Below are 17,637 nucleotides of genomic sequence, written 5' to 3'. Positions count from 1 at the left end.
GTCGAGCGACCGGCTGCCGGTAACGAACCCGGCCCGGACGCGAGACACCAACACGCCTTCCGGCGAACGGACCTGACGGACGACGCCCAACCGGAGTAATCGATGGTGGACAGCTCTTCCGGTCGCGCCGGCGCCGTCGTCCGCCGGGCCGCCCGGCGCGCCCGGTACGCCGCCGCCCGGGCCCGTGGCCACGAGCGGGCCCCCGCCTACGCGGTCGGCCTCGGCCCCAGCGAGCAGGTCCGCTGCGGCACGCTGATGGACGCCCTGTCCGGGCAGCACTTCGACCGGGCCCTCGAGGTCGGCTGCGGCGACGGCGCCCTCACCCCGCGGCTGGCCGCGCACGCCGACGCCCTGGTCGGCGTCGACCGGGACGCGACGGCCCTGGCCGGGGCCGCCCGGCGCGCCCCGGCGGCGACGTTCGAGCGGCGCGACCTGCCCGGGGACCTGCCCGGCGGCACGTTCGACCTGATCGTCTGCGCGGACACCCTGCAGGACTGGGACCCCGCCGGTCTCGGTGACCACGTCGGGACCCTGCTGGACATGCTGCGCCCCGGCGGACTGCTGCTGGCCTACCACCGCCGCGCCGAGTGCTCCCGCGACGGCGAGCGGGCGGCCGACCGCGTGCACGACGAGCTGCACGCGACCGCGCTCGGACGCGGGATGGAGACCCCGGTCCGCCAGGACCGTGCGGACGCCCGCTTCGACGTCGTGCGGCGCCCCGCGGACCGGGCCCCGCTCCGGCCGTCGGCCGTGCCGTCGCCGCGCACCGCACCGGCCGACCAGCCGACCGGCGCGCGTCGGCGTTAACCGTCGCTGCGCCGGACAGCGCAGCACCGCTGGACCGTTCGGGTGTTCTCGTCAGGGCGACCTGGACCTGTCCCGAGCTGGTGACACACCGTTACCGTCCGAGACCATGACGGTCGACGCGAACGATCCCGCCGACGTGACCGACGCCCGGCGGGTGGTCACGATCCCCGAGCTCAGCGCACCGAGCTACCTGCAGGCGGTCCTCTCCGTCACCTACCGGGACGAGCACAACAGCGTCCCGCTCACCGTCGCGACCCCGGCCGGACTCGTGTTCGGCAACGCCGTGCATCCGGCGACATGGCTGCACCAGCTCGGCGAGCAGCTGCGCGATCTCACCGGCGACGACCCGCAGAACGTCGCGGCCCAGTCCATGGCCGCGATGTTCGACGAGATGGCGGGCGAGCGCGGGAACGCCTCCCGGGAGGTCCCCGCCGACGGCATCCACTGGATCTACTTCGTCAACGCGATGATCGTCCCGTCCGCCGACGCCGACCCGAACTACACCGCGCCCGCCTGCTGGCAGGTCGCGCTGCGCGACGTCACCGGCTGGACGATCGGGCTCCCGCCCGAATGAGCCATTCGCGCACACTGTGATGCAGCTCACCCGAATGCGGGCGTGAGGATCGGGTGAATCCGCGCCTCCCACGTGTGTCGGCCGATGCGGCCGGGGAGGCCGAGGGCGACCGTCGGCCGCCACCGGCCCCGGCCACCGGCGAACAGCAGCCGGACCGCCGCACCCGGCGGCCCGGGCGAGACACGCAGGAGGCGTCAGATGAGCAGCAACGAGCCCACCACGAAGGGCACCAAGGGCGGCGCCGGATCGACCGCCACGTCCGGCTCGACCGGCAGCCCCGAGCCCACCGGCACCGGCGCGGCCCCGGCCGTGACCGGCACGCCGTCGGCACTGCAGTCCGACCACGGCAGCACCCGGATCGCCGACACCGTCGTCTCGAAGATCGCCGGCCTCGCCACCCGCGAGGTTCCCGGCATCCACGCGCTCGGCGGCGGCGCGGCCCGCGCGTTCGGCGCCCTGCGCGAGCGCATCCCGGGCGGCAGCACCAACGCCTCCCAGGGCGTGTCGGTGGAGGTCGGGGAGAAGCAGGCCGCCGTCGACATCAACGTCGTCGTCGAGTACGGCGTGGCCATCGCCGAGCTTGCCAAGGCCGTGCGCCGCAACGTCATCGGCCAGCTCGAGCAGATGACCGGCCTGGAGGTCGTCGAGGTCAACATCTCCGTCGACGACGTCCACCTGCCCTCCGACGACGACGGCACCGACGACGAGCAGCAGAAGATCGAGACCAGCAACCCGCGGGTCGCATGAGTCCGGACGCCGAGCGGCCGGCCGACGGGCGGAGGCCGGCGCGGTACACCACCGCCGGCCTGCTCACCGGACTGCTCCTCGGGATCGCCTGGGCGCTGGGCGGGCTGTTCGGCCTGCTCGCCGCCGCGCTGCTCGGCGTGATCGGGCTCGCGGTGGGCCGCTACCTCGACGGCGGCCTCGACCTCTCCGCACTCGGTGAGCTGGGCGAACGCGCCGGGCTCGGCGGGCGCGGCCGGGACCGGTGACCGGCGTGACCGGCGCCGTCCCCGGTGTCCCACCCCAGCCGCCACCCGCGGACGACACCCCGACCCGGGAGATCGTCCTGGGCCGGGACGCGTTCGTGGAGCGCCGTGGCCGCGTCGACGTCGCCGACCGCGTCGTCGAGAAGATCGCCGGTGCGGCGCTGGGTGAGGTCGACGGCGTCGACCGGAGCGGGAGGACCAAGGTCGACGCCGACGTCGTCGGGTCGTCGGTCCGGCTGTCCGCACAGGTCCCGCTGGTCTACCCGAGCCCGGTCGCGGCCACCTGCGATCGGGCCCGCGCGCACACCGTCGAACGAGTGCACGCACTGACCGGCCTGGAGGTGACCCGCTGCGACATCGTCGTGTCGGCACTCAATGATCCGGCCGCCCGGAAGCCCGGGACCGGGAGGGAGCTCGCATGATCCGGCGTCCGCGCCGCACCCCGGCCGCGATTCTCGTCGCGCTCGCCGTGCTGGTGGTGTGCGTGCTCGTCGTCGTGGGCAGCGTGCAGCTGCTGCTCGCCCAGGCACCCGTGCTGCCGTTCGGCACGCTCGCCGACGGTGTCGCGGCCACGTCCCCGGCCGACCCGCTCGCGCTGGTCGCCGGCGCGGTCGTCGCACTGGTGGGGCTGGTGCTGCTGGTGGTCGCGCTGCGGCCCGGCCGCCCGACCGTGCTGCCGCTCGCCCCCGTCGACGACGACGGCGGGGTCGCCGCCGGGGTCACCCGCCGCAGCCTGGAGAAGGCCCTCGCCGACGCCGCCGACGGCGTGGACGGCATCGGGCGCGCCTCGGCGACGTCCGGGCGCCGCCGCGCGACGGTCCGCGCCCGCTCGGTGTTCGGCGACCCCACGGGCCTGCGTGACGACGTCCGTACCGCCGTCACCGAACGGCTCGACGCCATCGGCCCGGCCCGCCGCCCCCGTGTGAGCGCGTCGGTGTCGGCGGAGAAGGGCAGGTCCTGATGCCCGCGCCCAATCCTCCGGCCCGGCTCAACCGGACCCTGCTGGCGCTCTCGGGCCTGGTCCTGCTGCTGGTCGGCGCCGCCGTCCTGCTGCTCGGCACCGGGCTGCTCGCCGCGGTACCCGGCGTCCCCGACCCGGCCGCCCCGCTGCTGCCGGCTCCGCCCGACCCACCGGACTGGTGGCCGTGGCTCGCCGTCGTCGCCGGGGTGGTGGTCGGGCTGCTGGCGCTGCGCTGGCTGCTCGCCCAGGGCCGCCGGAAGCCGAGGACGAGTGAGTGGGCGCTGCCCGCCGAGCCCGTCGACGGCCGCGACACCGGCCGTACCCGGATGCACTCCGACCGGGTCGCCGACGCCCTGGCCGCAGACGTGCGGTCCTACGACGGCGTCCGCCGGGCCTCCGCGGTCCTGGTCGGTGAACAGCACCGGCCGCGGGTGCAGCTCGACGTGACCGCAGAGGCCGCCGCCGACCTCACCGCGCTGCGTGCCCGGATCGCCGAGCACGCGCTGCCGCGGCTGCGCGAGGCGATCGGCTCCGAGCCCGGCCGGACCGAGCTGCTGCTCCGCCTCGCCACCGACGACCGCCGCGCCCGGGTCGGCTGAACCCGGCCCGGCTGCCGGGCCTGCTCAGGTCCAGGCCCGCGCCGAGCGGGTCGACCAGTACTGCTGCGGCGGCTCGGCCAGCGTAGCCAGCTCGGTGCGGATCCCCGGGGTGAGCGCGAGCCCGGCCCCGGCGATGTTGTCCGCCAGCTGAGCGGTGTTCACCGGGCCGAGCAGCACCCGCCAGGCCCACGGGTTCTCCAGCGCCGCGGCGACGGCGATCCGGTCCAGCGGGACCCCGGCCCGCGCCGCGAGGTTCTCCGCCCGCTCCGCGCCGTGGGTGCCGTCGCGGCCGCCCGGGGCGAGCCTGCCGTTGGCGAAGACCTCCTTGACGATCACCCGTGCCCCGGCGTCGGCGGCCTCGGCCAGCGCAGGCCCGGCCGATGGCTCCAGCGGGTTCCACGTCGACTGGAACGAGGTGAACAGCGGCTCGCCGTCCACCCGGACCTCGAGTCCGCGGCGGATCGCGTCCGCCTGCTGCGGGCCGGACGTGGAGATGCCGACCCGGATGCCGCGGTCGCGCAGCCCGGCGAGTGCGCGGTGCAGACCGGCGTCGTCGAGCACGCCGGTGTCCAGGGTCGCCGAGTGCACGTGGTAGACCGCGATCCGGTCGCCCAGCAGGTCCCGCGACAGCGCGTACTGCTCGGTGAACGCGGCCAGTGAATGGTCCTTGACCTCGTGCTTCTCCGCGTCGAGCGCCCAGTCGCCGACGTATCGGTAGCCCCACTTCGACCCGATCTCGACGTCGTCGGCGCCGGGGTGGCCGGCGAGCCAGCCGGCCAGGAACTCCTCGGCACGTCCGTAGGAACGGGCGACGTCGACGTAGCGGATCCCGGCGTCGTAGGCGGCGTCGAGCAGTGCGGTGGTGCGCTCGCGCATCGTGTCGACGGCGCGATCGTCGCCGAGGTCCTCGGCGCGGCCCGACGTGATGTAGGCCGGGCGGGCGATCGCGGCCAGGCCGAGGCCGAGACGTGCGGCGGGAGCGGGATCGGTCACCGGACCATCCTGGTCCCGCACCGCGCGGTACGCGAGGCCGCGCACCGCGTGATCATCCGTGCTGGACTGGGGGCATGAGCGCCGTACCGCACCGCGCCGGGCCCGACCCGCAGCGCACCACCGGCTACGGCGACGACCCGGACCAGGTCGTCGAGTGGTGGACCGGCGGCGCGACCGGGCGCCCGACGGTCGCGCTGGTGCACGGCGGGTACTGGCGGCCGCGGTTCGACCGCACGCACCTGCGCCCGGCGGCGGAGGCGCTGCACGCGCTGGGCTTCCCGGTGGCCTCGCTGGAGTACCGGCGGACCCCCGGCGACCCGCACGCATCGGCGTCGGACGTGGTGGCGGGGCTGCGGGCGGTGGCCGCGGGGGCCGGACCCGCGGGCGTGATCGCCGTCGGGCACTCCGCGGGCGGGCACCTGGCCCTGCTCGCGGCGGTCACCGAGCCCGGCCTGGTGCGGACGACGGTCGCGCTCGCCCCGGTCGCCGACGTCGGGTTGTGCGACCGCCTCGGGCTCGGCGAGAGTGCGGCGCAGGAGTACCTGGGCGGCCCCGCGTCAGCCCATCCGGACCTGGACCCGGCGCTGCTGCCCGCCCCTGCGGGGCCGGTGACGATCCTGCACGGCGACCGTGACGACCGGGTGCCGTTCGAGGTGTCGGAGTCCTACGTCCGGCAACGTCCCGGTCCGCGGCTCGTCGGGCTGCCCGGGGCGGACCACTTCGCGCCGGTCGACCCGTGGTCCGGTGCGTGGGCGGACGTCGTGGCCGAGCTGCGCCGCGTCACCGGCTGAGCCGATCCGAGTCCGAGCCGGCTCCGCACCGGACCCCGCGCATGACAGAGCCCCCGGAACCGGGGTTCCGGGGGCTCGTTCCGTACGCGCTGCGTACGGCGTCAGATCACTTGTTGGTGTCGCCCGCGCCCGACTCCTGGCCGCAGCTGCCGGAGGCGTCGGTCTTCGAGTCGCCCGACTCGGCCTTGCCCTCGCCCGCGATGCCCAGGGCACCGGTCACACCGTTGCCGAGGCCGAGGTCCTGCAGCGGCGCCTGGCCACCGAGGACGTTCACCGGGACGGTGTTGTTGCAGACCTGGATCGGCACGTTGACGTTGTTGCCGTTCAGCAGCGCGATCGCGCCCTTCGCGGACTTGTCGATGTTGCCGGCGGGCCCGTCGTCGTGGCTGTCGCCGTGGCCCGGGTCCTGCTTGTCGTGGCCCGGGTCCTGCTTACCGTGGCCCGGGTCCTGCTTGCCCTGGCCCGGGTCGCCGGTGTAGTCGCCCGCAAACGCGAGCGGGCCCATCGCGACGAGAGACGCGGCGGACGCCGCGAAGACGATTCCGGCCTTCTTCAGCACAGATTACTCCTGATACGACTCGCGAGCCCGTGCCAGCGGCCGGTCTCGTTCCGACTCCGACGCAAACGAATGGGGGAGCTGCGCCGGTTGCGGGACAATCTAGCGGCCCATCATTACCCGGACCAAGTGGGTCGGCACATTTTCCGCCGTCATTACTTTCCGTTCCGATACTGGTCGGATCGGGCATTTCTGCGCGTCCTCCGACCGGGGCAACCGGCAGGAGATCCGTCACGGTCGGTGGGCGTCACCCCTCGATCGGTCCAGCACCGACGCCCTCCGGCCCGGGCGCCCCGGAGCACTGTCGCTCCGGGGCCACCCGTGATCCGAGGTGGATCAGCCGTTCTTGTCGCCCGTGCCCGCGACCTGGTCGCAGTGGCCCGAGGAGTCGGTGGTCGAGTCGCCGGACTCGGCGGTGCCGTTGACGGCGCCGGTGATGCCGTTGAGGAGGTTGGCGTCCTGGACCGGAACCTGGACACCCAGGACGTTGACCGGGACGGTGTTGCCGCAGCCCTGGATCGGCAGCTGGCCGTTGTTGCCGTTCAGGCCTGCGACGGCACCCTGGGCGCCCTTGTCGATGTTGCCCTCGTCGTACTTGCTGTCGGCGAACGCCAGCGGGCTCAGGCCGAGCAGGGCGGCGGCGGACGCGGCGGCGACGAGGCCGAGCTTCTTCTTCTGCACAGTCTTCTCCATGTGAGTCGCGAGCGCGGACCGCTCGAACCTGCCGGCACGCTGACGAATGGGGGAGCCCGTGCCGACTGTGCGGGAATCTATCTGTACCGGGCGGCTCGGACAAATCCGTGAACACCACCGTGTGTGTCGGTCACCCAGTGAATTCTCAGCCGCCTTTCCGGGTGAATCCAGGCGGGTTTCCACGACACCGGCCACCACCATCCGGACGCTCCGTCACCGGGTGAAACATGACTGAGTCAGGCAACTGGTCTACCGTGGGCCCATGGCCCGGCTCGAGAACCTCCTCGGTGCGTACGCCCTGTCGGTGACCGACGAGCTGCTCGGTCCCGGCGGGACCGACCGGGCCGCATTGGTGACCCTGCTGGCCCACCCCGGGCGCACCGTCTCCTGGCTCGCCGACGTCCTCGGGCTGACCGGGTCCGGAGCCACCCGCCTGGTGACCCGGCTGGAACGCGAGGGCCTCGTCGCCCGGACAGCGGGGGCCGACACGCGCGAACGGCGCGTCCGGCTCACCGTGCCCGGCCGCGAGCGCGCACACGCCGTGCTCGACGAGCGCGCGGACTCGCTCGCCGCCCGCACCACCCGGCTGAGCAGCACGCAACGACGTGACCTGGAGAACCTGCTCGGCGTGCTCGTCGGCGAGGCCGCGGACACCCGGCTGCCCGCGCTGCGCACCTGCCGGCTGTGCGACCGCGGTGCCTGCACGAGCGACGGGCGGGAGTGCCCGCTGGAGCACACCGTCGACCCGGCCGACCCGCACACGTGACCCGGGCCGCGTCCGCGCTCGGATTCGGTACGGCGTTCGTCCTGGTGTGGAGCAGCGGCTACATCGCGGGCAGCCTGGGGGCGCGCGAGGCCGATCCGGTGACGCTCGGGTTCTGGCGGTTCGCGATCGCGACCGTCGTCCTCGGTGTGGCGGTGGCCGTCCGCGGGCCCCGGTGGCCGGCGCGCCCACGGCAGTGGCTGGACCTGCTCGCGATCGGGGCGCTGCTGCAGAACGTGCAGTTCACCGGGGCGTTCGCCGCGATCGGGCTCGGGATGTCCGCCGGGCTCGCGGCGCTGATCTCCGACGCGTCGCCGGTCGTTGTCGCTGTGGCGTCGGTGGTGCTGTTCGGTGAGCGGTTACGGCCCCTGCAAGTGGCCGGGGTCGTCCTCGGCGTCGCCGGGGTGTGCGTGGTCGTGGGTGAAGGACTGGATCTGCGGTTCGGTCCGGCAGCACTGGTCGCGGCGGTGGTCGGCCTGGCCGGGGCCGCGGGCGGCACGCTCTACCAGAAGGCGGTGCAGGACCGGACCGACATGCTGACCGCGACGTTCGTCCAGCTCGTCGGGGCGACCGCGACGATGGCCCCGGTCGCTGCCCTGCACGGCGGGTTCACGATGCCGCTGACGCCGACGACGGTGGCGGTGGTGCTGTGGCTCGCCGGGATCGGCTCGATCCTGGCCTTCGTCCTGCTGTTCGCGCTGCTGCGCAGCAGGTCCGGCGCCGAGGCCACGAGCCTGCTGTTCCTCGTCCCGCCCACGACGGCGGTGCTCGGCGCGTTGCTGCTCGCCGAGCCGCTGACCGCGGCCACCCTGCTGGGGTTCGGGGTGGCCGCGGCCGGCGTCCGCCTCGTCGTGCGGCGCCCGGCCCGGCGGAGGGCCGGAGGCCGGCGGCCGGCACCGCTCAGGCGTCGTACCGGATGACCCCGCGCAGGTTCTTGCCCGCGTGCATGTCCTCGTAGCCCTGGTTGACCTCGTCGAGGGTGTACTGGGTGGTCACGAGCTCGTCGAGCTTGAGTACCCCCTCCTGGTAGAGCTCCAGCTGGCGGAGGATGTCGAAGCTCGGCGCGGACTCGCCGAACAGCGAGCCCTGCAGCCGCTTCTGGAACAGCGTGAGCTCGCCGAGCGGGATGTTCACCCCGGTCTTCGTGATGTCGCCGAGCCCGGTCACCACGCAGGTCCCCTGCTTGCGGACGGTCGCGAACGCCGCGGCCACGTGGTCCCCGGTCGTGACGCCCACGGTGACGATCGTCGAGTCCGCGCCCTGCCCGTTGGTGAACCCGCGGGCGATCTCGCCGGCCTCCTCGATCGAGGCGACGGCGTGCGTGGCCCCCAGCTCGAGGGCCTTGGTGCGCTTGAACTCCACCGGGTCGACGGCGATGACGTGCGTGGCTCCGGCGTGCACCGCGCCCTGCACCGCGTTGATGCCGATCCCGCCGATGCCCATGACGATCACGGTCTGGCCGGGCTTCACCTCGGCGGAGTTCACCGCGGAGCCCCAGCCGGTGCCCACCGAGCAGCCGGTCAGGCAGGCGACCTCCAGCGGGATCGCGTCGGGGATCTTCACCGCCGAGTGGACCGAGACGGTGGTGTGCTCGCAGAACGTCGAGATGCCCGACATCTGCCCGACCGGTGCCCCGTCGAAGGAGAGCCGGAAGCTGCTCGGGTCGTCCGGACGGCAGCCGGCCAGCAGGAACTGGCCCAGGTCACACAGGTTCTGGTGACCCGACGCGCACCAGCGGCAGCGACCGCAGCCGGGCAGGAAGGAGAACACGACGTGGTCGCCCTCGGCGTAGCCGGGCGTGTTCGCACCGACCTTGGTGACGATCCCGGCGCCCTCGTGGCCGCCGGCCATCGGGTAGATCCCGCAGGGGACGTCGCCGGTGGCGAGGTGGTCGTCGGAGTGGCAGAGACCGGAGGCGGCCATCTGCACCTGGATCTCGCCGGGGCGGGGGTCGTCGAGCTCCAGGTCGACGACCTCGTACTTGCCGGGGGCCTCACGGAGGACGGCGCCGCGTGTCTGCATGACGGTTTCCTTTCGACGGTGAAGGGAGTGCGGGAGGGACGAGCGCGAGGTCAGAGGACGACGGTGACCGTCTTCTCCTCGGTGTTGGCGACGATGCCGCTCCAGCCCAGCTCGCGGCCGATGCCGGAGGACTTCATGCCGCCCCATGGCAGGGCGGGGTCGATCGCGGCCCAGCCGTTGACCCAGACCGCACCGGCGCGGACCTGTGCGGCGAGGGTGTGGGCGGCGCCGACGTCACGGGTCCAGATCGTCGCGGCGAGGCCGTAGCGGGTGTCGTTGGCGATCCGGACCGCCTCGGCGGGGTCGTCGAACGGGATGACGGTGCCGACCGGGCCGAAGATCTCCTCCTGGGCGATCCGCATGCCGTTGTCGCCGGTGACGATCGTCGGCTCGACGAAGAAGCCCGCCCCGTCCGGGCGGCCGCCGCCCGCGACGACGGTCGCGCCCTCGGCCCGGCCGGCCTCGACGTAGGACAGCACCCGGTCGCGCTGCTCGGCGTTGACCAGGGCGCCCATCGTCGTCGCGGCGTCGAACGGGTCGCCCACGACCTGCGCCTCCGCCGCGGCGGCCAGCCCGGAGACGACCCGGTCGTAGTGCGAGCGGTGCACCAGGACGCGGGTGCCGGCGGCGCAGACCTCGCCCTGGTTGAAGAACAGCCCCATGGCGGTGCCGTTGACGGCGGCGTCGACGTCGGCATCGGCGAGCACGATCTGCGGGGACTTGCCGCCGAGCTCCAGCGTGACCCGCTTGAACGCGTCGGCGGCGGCGATCTGGATCGCCCGTCCGACCTCGGGACTGCCGGTGAAGCTGATCTTGTCGACGCCCGGGTGTGTGGTCAGGGCGGTGCCCGCGACGTCACCGCGGCCCGGCACGACGTTCACGACGCCGTCGGGCAGTCCCGCCTCCTGCAGCAGTCGCGCGAGGTGCAGCGTGGACAGCGGCGCGTCCTCGGCCGGCTTGACGACGACGGTGTTCCCGGCCGCCAGCGCGGGCGCGACCTTCCAGGCCGCGATCATCAGCGGGGTGTTCCACGGCGTGATCGCGCCGATCACGCCGACCGGCTCGCGCACGGTGTAGGAGTGCGTCGGCCGTCCGAAGTAGCCGGCGGTCGGGATAGTCTGCCCGGTGATCTTGTCGGCCCACCCGGCGAAGTGGCGGAACGTGGCGATCGCGTTCGGCACGTCGAGCATCGCGGGCTGCCCGACGGGCTTGCCGACGTCGAGGGCCTCCAGGCGGGCGAGCTCGTCGGCGTCGCGTTCGAGCAGGTCCGCGACCCGGTGCAGGATCTTCGCCCGCTCGACGCCCGGCAGGGCACCCCACTCGCCGTCGAGCTGGGCCCTCGCCGCGGCGACGGCCGCGTCGACGTCGGCCGCCGAGGCCGCCTGAACCTCGGCGAGCACCTCCTCGGTGGCCGGGTTCAGGTCGGTGACGGTGCCGGCCGAGCCGGACCGCCACTCGCCGCCGATGAACAGCTGGTCCGGCAGCTCCTGTGCGGCCGGACGAACGTCGGTGGTCGTCATGTGACCACCGTCTCCCGGCGGCCACGGCCCGGCTTATCCCCGAGCGAACGATCCTTGCGCGTCCGTGCATGGTTCGGCCCCCAGCGGGCCACGGCGGTACTCGGTGGGCGGAACGCCGTAGGTCGCGCGGAACGCCCGGCTGAAGTGCGCCGGGTTCAGCAGTCCCCACCGGGCTGCGACGGCGCTGACCGGCCGGGACCGCAGCGCCGGGTCGCACAGGTCGCGGCGGCAGTGTTCGAGTCGTCGTGCCCGGATCCGACCGGCGACGGTCTCGCCCTCGGCCTCGAACAGCCGGTGCAGGTAGCGGACCGAGACGTGGTGTGCGGCAGCCAGGCGCTCCGGCCCGAGATCCGGGTCGTCGAGGTGGTCCTCGATGTAGGCGCGCACCTGGTGGAGCAGCCCCTCGGGCACCGCGGGCCTGCGGTGCGGGGTGTCGTCGTAGACGGCGGCCAGCGAGTTGAGCACCGCCGGGCCGAGGTGACCGCCGCCGATGCCGAGCCGCTCGGCGTCGGAGTCGTGGTCGAGCAGCCGGGTCAGGCCGGTGAGGAACGTGCCGACCATGCCGCCGACGGCGTCGGCACCGCGGACCGGGACGGCCATCCGGTCCCGCAGGTCGCCTGCGCGCATCGGGAAGGCGGTGCGCGGGAACATCAGCACGAGCATCCGGAACGGGCCGTCGAACCGCAGCCGGTACGGGCGCAGGGTGTCGTAGAGGGCGAAGTCCCCGGCACCGAGCCGGGCCTCACGCCCGTCCTGTTCCAGCAGTGCGGTACCCGCCAGCTGCAGCCCGATCTTGTAGTACGCCGGGTCGGCCGCCCGGATGCACGCCTGGCTGCGCCGGACGACCTGCGGCGAGCCGCTGACGTCGGCCAGGTGCAGGCCGTCGAGTCCGAGGGCACGCAGCGACCCGGAGCCGCCCGGGCCGCTCCCGGCGGCCGACGCGCACTCCAGCGGGACGAACGTCCCGGAGAGCACGGACTGCCACTCGTCCGGCACGTGCGTGCTCGCGGCGGCGATGGAGCCCACGGCGTCACCTCGTCTCGGCCCGGTCTGCGGCAGCGGCCGTGCTGTCGCGACGGGGTTCGTTCTACCACCGTCGGCCCGGATCCGCGGAGGCCGGGAACGGCGACGGCCCGGTGGCACCCCGTTACGGGGCGTCCACCGGGCCGTTGCCGGAGACGTGACTGCGGTGCGGCGAAGGGCTACTTCGGCACCGAGGTGATGTCGGCGTTCTCGTCTTCCTTGATCTCGGCGCCCTGCTTCGCGGAGCCGCCCTTGACCGCGCCGATCGAGGAGTTGAGGTCCTCGACCTCGCTGGTGTCGCCGCTCTTGAGCTTGGTCAGCGAGTCCTTGGCCTTGTTGCCGACCTTCGCCAGCGGAGCGGAGATGGTCTTGCACAGGGTCGGGTTGGCCTTGACGTCCTCGGACGCCAGGCGGATCTCACGCTTGATGAACAGCGCCGCGAGACCACCCTTGATGAACGCGGTGACCCGGCCCTTGGCGCCCTTCTGGAAGGTGCCGGCCTTGTACGGCTTGTAGATCCAGCGGTGGAACGCGCCGAACGCCAGGCCCGAGTGCAGCACGAACTTCGTCTTGGCGAAGGACTTCGTGTTCTCGGTCGGGCACTGCTCGTTGATGGGCGCGGCGTCGGCGCCCTTCTCCTCCGGGTCCGGCGGTGCGTCGCCGTCGTCGGAGACGTTCGCGCCCTGGGAGGACGACGACGAGCCGGACGAGCCCGAGGACGACGAGGAGGACCCCGACGAGCCACAGCCGGCCACCACCAGCACCGACAGCAGGGCGGCCAGTACGGCCTGCCACGATCGATTCATTGCACTTCCAATTCCTCCGGTGGGCCCGCCCCCGATCGGCCGGCCCGAAGTCGATGCAACCTAACAAGATCGACGGTGCCGGGCCTTTCGGAGCGAAACGCCTGCCGGAGCCCTGCGGTGGGCGTCCCGCACGACGCGGTGGACGGGCCCCGACGACCTCCGGGAGAACCACCGGTACGTGTCGTCACCAGGGGGTTTCGGCCGGCTCCGGAGTGGTTACCGGTCCCTGTCGCAATGCGAGACGGTCACATGCGCATGACCTCACTACCGTCGGTGGACCGACGCAGTCCTGCGACCAACGGAGTGAGCAGATGAAGGCGCTCGTCTATCACGGCCCGGGCAGCAAGACCTGGGAAGAGGTTCCGGATGCGGCCGTCCAGGAGCCGACCGATGTCGTCGTGCAGGTCGACACGACCACGATCTGCGGGACCGACCTGCACATCCTGCAGGGCGACGTCCCCGCGGTCACCGACGGACGGATCCTCGGCCACGAGGCCGTCGGCACCGTCACCGCCACCGGGAACGCCGTGTCCGGCTTCTCGGTCGGCGATCGGGTGCTCGTACCCGCGATCACCCAGTGTGGACGGTGCGAGTACTGCCGGCGCGGGATGCCGTCGCACTGCCGGACCGTCGGTGGCATCGGCTGGATCTTCGGTCACCTCATCGACGGCACCCAGGCCGAGTACGTCCGGGTCCCCTACGCGGACACGTCGCTGCACGCCGTCCCCGAGGGCGTCACCGACGAGCAGGCGGTCTTCCTCGCGGACTCCCTGCCCACCGGCTACGAGGTCGGAGTGCTCGCCGGGAAGGTCCGGCCCGGGGACACCGTCGCCGTCATCGGGGCCGGGGCCGTGGGGTTGTCCGCCGTCCTCACCACGGGGCTGTGGGGCGCGTCGAAGGTGATCGCCGTCGATTCGAACAAGTTCCGGATGGAGAAGGCCCTGGAGTTCGGCGCCACCGACACCGTCGAGGCGGGACCCGGCGTCGTCGACGAGGTGCGGGCACTGACCGACGGGCTCGGCGTCGACGTCGCCATCGAGGCCGTCGGCTACCCGGAGACGCTGCTGACCGCGGCCGCGGTGGTCCGGCCCGGTGGCACCATCGCCAACGTCGGCGTGCACGGCGCCCCGGTGGAGCTGCCGATGCAGGACATGTGGATCTCCAACGTCGCGCTGACGATGGGACTGGTGGACACCGTCTCGATCCCCACGCTGCTGACGATGGTGGAGAGCGGGCGGATCCCGGCCGAGAAGATGGGGACGCACCGGTTCACCTTCGACCGGATCGACGAGGCCTACGACGTGTTCGCGAACGCCGCGGCGAACGAGGCGCTGAAGGTCGTGATCACGCCCGGCTGACCGCGCACCGGAACGAGATCGCCGCCGTCCAGAACCGGACGAGGGTTCCGTGCGAACGACCTGACGATGCACACCTGCGCGGACGTCGGCGGCCTCGTCCTCGGTCTCGCGACGGCGGAGAGCGGCGAGCCCGACGCGGTGCTGGGCCGGCTCGTCGACGCCGTCGGCACGCGCCTCGGGCTGACGACCGGTGCCGCCGTGCTGGCCGACGGCGCGGTGCGCGGAATCGCCGGGGTCGGGCCACCGCGGCCGCGCGAGGTGCTGGCCGCCGGGTTCGGGCAGGGTCCGGGAGGCGAGTGCGCCCGCACCGGCCGTCCGGTGCTGAGCACCGACCTGGACCGGGAGCGCCCGCGGTGGCTGGCGTTCGTCGCGAAGGCGAGCGCTGCGGGGATCGGAGCCGCATGGGCGCTGCCCGTCCGACACGCGGAGGAGACGGTCGGCGCGCTGCTCCTGCTGGGTGGGCGTGCCTCGGAGCCCGACCTGGACGTCGCCGCTGTGCTGGCGGGGGCGGCGGCCGCCGGGATCCTGCGCGCGCGGGAGCGGGATCGTGCCGAGCAGGAGGCCGGCCAGCTGCGGACGGCGCTGACCAGCCGGATCACCGTGGAGCAGGCGAAGGGGATGCTTGCCGTGCACGCCGGTACCGACATCACGACGGCGTTCGAGTCGCTGCGGTCCTACGCCCGGCGGAACGGGCGGCCGCTGGCCGAGGTGGCCTCCGCCGTCGTGCACGGGGAGCTGCCGGCGACGGAGGTCCTGGTGCCCCGCTGAGCAGGGGATGGCTGGCTGGGCGGCCTCCCCTGCTCAGGGTGGGGGTCAGCCGTTGGCGTCGCTGGTGTCGACGGCGCCGTTCACACCGTCCGGGAAGAAGCCGCCGGACTTCACCGAGGCCGGGTTCAGATAGACGATGTTGAGCACCTGGCCGGGCGTACGCGAGAACGCGACCGAGTTCTCGTCGGTCGGGACGATGTTCGCGCTGCCGTCGCGGTTGACGATGCCCTGGTCCAGGTCGGACGGCCCGTCGAGGGAGTCGCGGGCGTCGGAGATCTTCCCGGCGGTCTCGGCCGCGCCGCCCTGCAGCAGCAGGGTGCGGACCAGGCCCGCGTGGTACGCCTCGACGGCGAGGATCCCGGCCGCGGCCTCGAGGAAGGTCTTGTTCGCCACCAGCGGCGACGCGCCCTTGTAAGCGGTGACCCCGACGTCCTCGAAGATGAACGCACCGAGCAGGAAGCTCGTCTCGTCGGCGAACGGGTCGAAGGTCTGCCCCTTGCCGATCACGCCGGCGGCCTGCGCGGCCGCGGTGAACGCGGACTGCAGGTCGATCTCGGGACGGGCCACGCGGGCGTCGCCGAGCGCGGAGCGCAGGAACTCGACGTGCTTGCGCTCGTCGTGCGCGATCTCCTCGGCGTACTGGCGGCCCAGCTTGGTCTCGAACTTCACCTGACGACCGCCGGTGACCTTGCCCAGCTTGCCTTTGCCGTCGATCTGGGAGTCCTTCAGCCCGCTGCCGGTGACGGCACGCAGGTAGAACTCGGCCTCCAGGTACTCGAGGTTGAGTGCGAAGTTGAGGACGGCGGCGTCGGAGACCTTGCCCGAGTCGCCCCCGGCGGAGCCGTCACCGGAGCCGGAGTCCGACCCGGCCGAGGCGATGCCGCTGCCGAGGACACCGAGCCCGGCGACGCCCGCGCCGGTCAGCCCGGCCGCCCGCAGGAACCGGCGACGGTCCATGCCGTCGGTGGTGCTGCGCTCGATCGAGTCCTTCAGGAACTTCGTGGTGAAACCGTGGAACACGAGAACTCCTCGTGCCGGCCCGACGGGGCGGCCGGGTCCGGGGCCGTCTCCGCAGTCGGGTGGTGGAGGGCACCGCCACGGTGCCCTCGTGTGGTCAACGACACCGCCCGGCGCGGGTGACGAACCGATCGGGTGCCGCGCAGGAGGGCGCGTCCGGCCCGGTGGCCGGGTGGCCGGGTCGACGGCCGGCGGGCACGGGCCGTTGATCTCCGGGGCACGCCGACCCAGAATGAGCCGACCGGGGCAAGGCAAGCCTCACCGAACTGCAGAGGACGTACGCGATGGGCACCCTGACGCCGACCCGCCCCGTGGGCCCGGACAGCGACCTCACCCGGCGGCGCCTGCTGCTCGGCGCCGGTGCCGTCACCGCCTGGGGCGTGCTGTCCGGCTGCGCGACGACCGGCGGCACCGACCCCGCGCGCCCGGCTGCGGCGCCGAACCGCGTGGAGCACCTGCGCGGCGTCACCGAGGTCCCGGCCGACCCGCAGCGCGTCGTGACGGTCGGCTACAGCGACCAGGACGCCGTGCTCGCGCTCGGGGTGCGTCCGGTGGCGGTCACCGACTGGTACGGCGACTATCCCTACGCCGTGTGGCCCTGGGCGCAGCAGGCCCTGGGTGACGCGAAGCCGACGGTGCTCAACAAGGGCCAGTTCACCGGCACCCCGGACTACCGCTACGAGCAGATCGCCGCGCTGCGCCCGGATCTGATCCTGGGCCTCTACACCTCGATGTCCGAGGACGAGTACCGCAAGCTCTCCGCGATCGCGCCGACCGTCGGCCCGCCGAAGGGCTACCCGGAGTTCGCCGCGCCATGGGAGGCGGTGACCCGACTGGCGGGGCAGGCACTCGGCCGCACCGACGCCGCGGAGAAGGCGGTGGCCGGCGTCAAGGACAAGGTCGAGGCGACCCGGCGCGCACACCCGGAGTTCGCCGGGCGCACCGCGCTGGTGGCGGAACGCTTCCAGCCCGGGGCGTCGTTCGTACGGTCCCCGGGTGATCCGCGCTCGCAGCTGCTGACCGGGCTGGGCTTCGTCGTCCCCGACGACATCCCCGCCCTGCAGGGACAGAACGACGGCGCGCCGGTCAGCGACGAGCAGATGCGCCTGCTCGACCGGGACGTGCTGCTGTGGAACATCGGCAGCAAGCCGAGCAACCGGGCGATCATCGAGAAGCTGCCGCTCTACCCGCTCCTGAACGTGGTGAAGGCCGGCCGGTCGATCTTCGTCGAAGATCCGCTGGTCTCCGGGGCCTGGACGTGGGGCACGGTGCTGAGCCTGCCGACCGTCGTCGACGCCCTCGCCGCGAAGATCGCGCCGACGCTGGCCCGCTGACCGGACACGTACCGCCCGTCGTCCCCCGCATACCGGACACCGTGGGCGGGCTCCCCCGGGACG

Annotated in this window: 21 protein-coding genes; 13 read left to right on the top strand and 8 right to left on the bottom strand. The window is 73.4% G+C overall.

All coding sequences use genetic code 11. The annotated features are described in order from the left end of the window. The first annotated feature begins 102 nt into the window (after window positions 1–102). From ACLE50_RS00890 to ACLE50_RS00860, 7 genes are all read left to right on the top strand, one after another. Window positions 103–807, top strand: a complete 705-nt coding sequence (locus tag ACLE50_RS00890; RefSeq protein WP_410941395.1) for a methyltransferase domain-containing protein — start codon at window positions 103–105, stop codon at window positions 805–807. 106 nt (window positions 808–913) lie between these two features. Further along, window positions 914–1,381 (top strand): hypothetical protein, encoded by a 468-nt coding sequence (locus tag ACLE50_RS00885; protein WP_410941394.1) that lies wholly within the window; start codon window positions 914–916, stop codon window positions 1,379–1,381. A 198-nt stretch (window positions 1,382–1,579) separates the two neighbouring features. Next, the gene (locus tag ACLE50_RS00880) at window positions 1,580–2,128 is read left to right on the top strand and encodes an Asp23/Gls24 family envelope stress response protein (RefSeq protein WP_410941393.1); all 549 of its coding nucleotides are present in this window, start codon (window positions 1,580–1,582) and stop codon (window positions 2,126–2,128) included. Next, on the top strand, window positions 2,125–2,373 hold the full coding sequence (locus ACLE50_RS00875; protein WP_410941392.1) for a hypothetical protein: 249 nt from the start codon (window positions 2,125–2,127) through the stop codon (window positions 2,371–2,373). The genes ACLE50_RS00880 and ACLE50_RS00875 overlap by 4 nt, the downstream gene beginning before the upstream one ends. Before the next feature lie 5 nt (window positions 2,374–2,378). Beyond that, window positions 2,379–2,792, top strand: coding sequence for an Asp23/Gls24 family envelope stress response protein (locus ACLE50_RS00870; RefSeq protein ID WP_410941391.1), 414 nt, complete (start codon window positions 2,379–2,381; stop codon window positions 2,790–2,792). Then, window positions 2,789–3,331, top strand: coding sequence for a DUF6286 domain-containing protein (locus tag ACLE50_RS00865; protein ID WP_410941390.1), 543 nt, complete (start codon window positions 2,789–2,791; stop codon window positions 3,329–3,331). Before ACLE50_RS00870 ends, ACLE50_RS00865 begins: the two co-directional genes overlap by 4 nt. Continuing rightward, window positions 3,331–3,930 carry an alkaline shock response membrane anchor protein AmaP gene (locus ACLE50_RS00860; protein ID WP_410941389.1) on the top strand — a complete coding sequence of 200 codons (600 nt, stop codon included), beginning with the start codon at window positions 3,331–3,333 and terminating at the stop codon, window positions 3,928–3,930. The genes ACLE50_RS00865 and ACLE50_RS00860 overlap by 1 nt, the downstream gene beginning before the upstream one ends. Before the next feature lie 24 nt (window positions 3,931–3,954). On the opposite strand, the gene ACLE50_RS00855 is transcribed toward ACLE50_RS00860, so the two are convergent. Continuing rightward, window positions 3,955–4,923 (bottom strand): aldo/keto reductase, encoded by a 969-nt coding sequence (locus ACLE50_RS00855; RefSeq protein WP_410941388.1) that lies wholly within the window; start codon window positions 4,921–4,923, stop codon window positions 3,955–3,957. A gap of 74 nt (window positions 4,924–4,997) precedes the next feature. Between ACLE50_RS00855 and ACLE50_RS00850 the strand changes: the two genes are divergently transcribed. Further along, complete coding sequence (locus ACLE50_RS00850) at window positions 4,998–5,714, top strand: alpha/beta hydrolase family protein (protein ID WP_410941387.1); 717 nt, start codon at window positions 4,998–5,000, stop codon at window positions 5,712–5,714. 106 nt (window positions 5,715–5,820) lie between these two features. On the opposite strand, the gene ACLE50_RS00845 is transcribed toward ACLE50_RS00850, so the two are convergent. Then, window positions 5,821–6,273 carry a hypothetical protein gene (locus tag ACLE50_RS00845; protein ID WP_410941386.1) on the bottom strand — a complete coding sequence of 151 codons (453 nt, stop codon included), beginning with the start codon at window positions 6,271–6,273 and terminating at the stop codon, window positions 5,821–5,823. Window positions 6,274–6,606: 333 nt separating this feature from the next. Next, on the bottom strand, window positions 6,607–6,963 hold the full coding sequence (locus tag ACLE50_RS00840) for a hypothetical protein (protein WP_410941385.1): 357 nt from the start codon (window positions 6,961–6,963) through the stop codon (window positions 6,607–6,609). Between the two features lie 262 nt (window positions 6,964–7,225). On the opposite strand from ACLE50_RS00840, the gene ACLE50_RS00835 reads away from it, so the two are divergent. Continuing rightward, window positions 7,226–7,729, top strand: coding sequence for a MarR family winged helix-turn-helix transcriptional regulator (locus ACLE50_RS00835; RefSeq protein WP_410941384.1), 504 nt, complete (start codon window positions 7,226–7,228; stop codon window positions 7,727–7,729). After that, entirely contained in the window at window positions 7,726–8,646 is a 921-nt protein-coding gene (locus tag ACLE50_RS00830) for a DMT family transporter (protein WP_410941383.1), read from the top strand. Before ACLE50_RS00835 ends, ACLE50_RS00830 begins: the two co-directional genes overlap by 4 nt. Here ACLE50_RS00830 and ACLE50_RS00825 read toward each other — a convergent pair. From ACLE50_RS00825 to ACLE50_RS00810, 4 genes are all read right to left on the bottom strand, one after another. Then, window positions 8,627–9,748, bottom strand: coding sequence for an NDMA-dependent alcohol dehydrogenase (locus tag ACLE50_RS00825; RefSeq protein ID WP_410941382.1), 1,122 nt, complete (start codon window positions 9,746–9,748; stop codon window positions 8,627–8,629). The two genes, ACLE50_RS00830 and ACLE50_RS00825, sit on opposite strands and share 20 nt — an antisense overlap. Window positions 9,749–9,798: 50 nt before the next feature. Further along, window positions 9,799–11,268: a phenylacetaldehyde dehydrogenase StyD gene (gene styD, locus ACLE50_RS00820; RefSeq protein WP_410941381.1), complete on the bottom strand. Its 1,470-nt coding sequence runs from the start codon at window positions 11,266–11,268 to the stop codon at window positions 9,799–9,801. A gap of 33 nt (window positions 11,269–11,301) precedes the next feature. Continuing rightward, window positions 11,302–12,294, bottom strand: coding sequence for an AraC-like ligand-binding domain-containing protein (locus ACLE50_RS00815; RefSeq protein ID WP_410941380.1), 993 nt, complete (start codon window positions 12,292–12,294; stop codon window positions 11,302–11,304). A 176-nt stretch (window positions 12,295–12,470) separates the two neighbouring features. Next, entirely contained in the window at window positions 12,471–13,097 is a 627-nt protein-coding gene (locus ACLE50_RS00810) for a hypothetical protein (protein WP_410941379.1), read from the bottom strand. Between the two features lie 311 nt (window positions 13,098–13,408). On the opposite strand from ACLE50_RS00810, the gene ACLE50_RS00805 reads away from it, so the two are divergent. Both ACLE50_RS00805 and ACLE50_RS00800 read left to right on the top strand, forming a co-directional pair. After that, window positions 13,409–14,455, top strand: a complete 1,047-nt coding sequence (locus ACLE50_RS00805) for a zinc-dependent alcohol dehydrogenase family protein (protein WP_410941378.1) — start codon at window positions 13,409–13,411, stop codon at window positions 14,453–14,455. Window positions 14,456–14,521: 66 nt separating this feature from the next. Then, the gene (locus ACLE50_RS00800; RefSeq protein WP_410941377.1) at window positions 14,522–15,223 is read left to right on the top strand and encodes a GAF and ANTAR domain-containing protein; all 702 of its coding nucleotides are present in this window, start codon (window positions 14,522–14,524) and stop codon (window positions 15,221–15,223) included. A 45-nt stretch (window positions 15,224–15,268) separates the two neighbouring features. On the opposite strand, the gene ACLE50_RS00795 is transcribed toward ACLE50_RS00800, so the two are convergent. Next, window positions 15,269–16,243 (bottom strand): ferritin-like domain-containing protein, encoded by a 975-nt coding sequence (locus tag ACLE50_RS00795; RefSeq protein ID WP_410941376.1) that lies wholly within the window; start codon window positions 16,241–16,243, stop codon window positions 15,269–15,271. A 281-nt stretch (window positions 16,244–16,524) separates the two neighbouring features. Between ACLE50_RS00795 and ACLE50_RS00790 the strand changes: the two genes are divergently transcribed. Then, window positions 16,525–17,574: an iron-siderophore ABC transporter substrate-binding protein gene (locus ACLE50_RS00790; RefSeq protein ID WP_410941375.1), complete on the top strand. Its 1,050-nt coding sequence runs from the start codon at window positions 16,525–16,527 to the stop codon at window positions 17,572–17,574. Window positions 17,575–17,637 lie beyond the last annotated feature (63 nt).

This window comes from Pseudonocardia phyllosphaerae, from assembly GCF_046546475.1.
Classification (GTDB): domain Bacteria; phylum Actinomycetota; class Actinomycetes; order Mycobacteriales; family Pseudonocardiaceae; genus Pseudonocardia; species Pseudonocardia phyllosphaerae.
This window is presented reverse-complemented; position numbering and strand designations above follow the sequence as displayed.